This window comes from Exiguobacterium sp. s63 (assembly GCF_018617335.1).
Lineage (GTDB): Bacteria > Bacillota > Bacilli > Exiguobacteriales > Exiguobacteriaceae > Exiguobacterium.
The window spans coordinates 1,756-4,644 of sequence record NZ_JACSKB010000010.1; the positions used below are offsets into that span (position 1 = coordinate 1,756).

1 rRNA gene is annotated in these 2,889 nt (G+C 55.6%); it reads left to right on the top strand.

Features of this window, described 5'->3' with window-relative positions:
• Positions 1 to 22 precede the first annotated feature (22 nt).
• A 23S ribosomal RNA gene (locus KNO90_RS14560) occupies positions 23 to 2,889 on the top strand; the annotation flags it as partial.

A 2,889-nucleotide genomic window follows, 5' to 3' on the forward strand; every position in this document is an offset into this window, starting at 1 on the left:
GGACCGTGTGTCTTAGACGCTAGATCAAGGTAGAAAGGGCGTACGGTGGATGCCTTGGCACTAGGAGCCGATGAAGGACGCGACGAACAGCGAAATGCTCTGGGGAGTGGTAAGTACACATTGATCCAGAGATCTCCGAATGGGGGAACCCACCGCCGGGAGACTGGCGGGACACCCACGTGAATACATAGCGTGGCGTGAGGCATACCCGGGGAACTGAAACATCTAAGTACCCGGAGGAAGAGAAAGAAAATTCGATTCCCTGAGTAGCGGCGAGCGAAACGGGAACAGCCCAAACCAGGAAGCATGCTTCCTGGGGTTGTAGGACACTCTACACGGAGTTACAAAGGGATAGGGTAGGTGAACGACCTGGAAAGGTCGGCCAGAGAAGGTGACGGCCCTGTAGCCGAAACCCCATCCCCTCCAGAGTGGATCCTGAGTACGGCGGGACACGTGAAACCCCGTCGGAATCCGGGAGGACCATCTCCCAAGGCTAAATACTTCCTAGTGACCGATAGTGAACCAGTACCGTGAGGGAAAGGTGAAAAGCACCCCGGAAGGGGAGTGAAAGAGATCCTGAAACCGTATGCCTACAAGTAGTCAGAGCCCGTTCACGGGTGATGGCGTGCCTTTTGTAGAATGAACCGGCGAGTTACGATGGCGGGCGAGGTTAAGCCGATGAGGCGGAGCCGCAGCGAAAGCGAGTCTGAACAGGGCGCATCAGTCCGTCGTCGTAGACCCGAAACCAGGTGATCTACCCATGTCCAGGATGAAGGTCAGGTAACACTGACTGGAGGTCCGAACCCACGCACGTTGAAAAGTGCGGGGATGAGGTGTGGGTAGCGGTGAAATGCCAATCGAACCTGGAGATAGCTGGTTCTCTCCGAAATAGCTTTAGGGCTAGCCTCGAGGTGAAGAGTTCTGGAGGTAGAGCACTGATTGGACTAGGGGCCCCCACAGGGTTACCGAATTCAGTCAAACTCCGAATGCCAGCAACTTGTACTCGGGAGTCAGACTGCGAGTGATAAGATCCGTAGTCGAGAGGGAAACAGCCCAGACCATCAGCTAAGGTCCCCAAGTGTATGTTAAGTGGAAAAGGATGTGGCGCTGCACAGACAACTAGGATGTTGGCTTAGAAGCAGCCACCATTCAAAGAGTGCGTAATAGCTCACTAGTCGAGTGGCGCCGCGCCGAAAATGTAACGGGGCTAAACATACCACCGAAGCTATGGATCCCGTAAGGGATGGTAGGAGAGCGTTCCAAGCAGCAGTGAAGCGGTATCGTGAGGAGCCGTGGAGCGCTTGGAAGTGAGAATGCCGGTGTGAGTAGCGAAAAGAGGGGTGAGAATCCCCTCCGTCGAAAGCCTAAGGTTTCCTGAGGAAGGCTCGTCCGCTCAGGGTTAGTCTGGACCTAAGCCGAGGCCGAAAGGCGTAGGCGATGGACAACAGGTCGATATTCCTGTACCGCCGTACCACCGTTTGAACGATGGGGGGACGCAGAAGGATAAGGTGACCGTGCGACTGGAAGTGCACGGACAAGCAGCGAGGCCGTCGGGTTGGCAAATCCGCCCGGCACCAAGGTTGAGCTGTGACGTGGAGCCCGTAGGGCGAAGCACCGGATTTCACGCTGCCAAGAAAAGCCTCTAGTGAGGAGGTCGGCGCCAGTACCGCAAACCGACACAGGTAGGCGAGATGAGAATTCTAAGACGCGCGGGATAACTCTCGTTAAGGAACTCGGCAAAATGGTCCCGTAACTTCGGGAGAAGGGACGCTTATGGCAACATAAGCCGCAGTGAATAGGCCCAAACGACTGTTTAGCAAAAACACAGGTCTCTGCTAAATCGCAAGATGAAGTATAGGGGCTGACGCCTGCCCGGTGCTGGAAGGTTAAGGGGATGTGTCATCGCAAGAGAAGCACTGAACCGAAGCCCCAGTAAACGGCGGCCGTAACTATAACGGTCCTAAGGTAGCGAAATTCCTTGTCGGGTAAGTTCCGACCCGCACGAAAGGCGTAACGATTTGGGCACTGTCTCAACGAGAGACCCGGTGAAATCATAGTACCTGTGAAGATGCAGGTTACCCGCGACAGGACGGAAAGACCCCATGGAGCTTTACTACAGCCTGATATTGAGGCTTTGTACGCGATGTACAGGATAGGTGGGAGTTTGTGAAGCCGGAGCGCCAGCTTCGGTGGAGACACCCTTGGGATACCACCCTTTGCGTATAGAGTCTCTAACTCGCAGCCGTGATCCGGCTGGAGGACCGTGTCAGGCGGGTAGTTTGACTGGGGCGGTCGCCTCCTAAACAGTAACGGAGGCGCCCAAAGGTTCCCTCAGAATGGTTGGAAATCATTCGAAGAGTGCAAAGGCAGAAGGGAGCTTGACTGCGAGACCTACAAGTCGAGCAGGGACGAAAGTCGGGCTTAGTGATCCGGTGGTTCCGCATGGAAGGGCCATCGCTCAACGGATAAAAGCTACCCTGGGGATAACAGGCTGATCTCCCCCAAGAGTCCACATCGACGGGGAGGTTTGGCACCTCGATGTCGGCTCATCGCATCCTGGGGCTGGAGTAGGTCCCAAGGGTTGGGCTGTTCGCCCATTAAAGCGGTACGCGAGCTGGGTTCAGAACGTCGTGAGACAGTTCGGTCCCTATCCGTCGTGGGCGCAGGAAATTTGAGGAGAGCTGTCCTTAGTACGAGAGGACCGGGATGGACGCACCGCTGGTGTACCAGTTGTTCCGCCAGGAGCATCGCTGGGTAGCTACGTGCGGACGGGATAAGTGCTGAAAGCATCTAAGCATGAAGCCCCCTCCGAGATGAGATTTCCCTTTGAGCAATCAAGAAAGACCCCTCAGAGACGATGAGGTAGATAGGTCATGGGTGGAAGCGTGG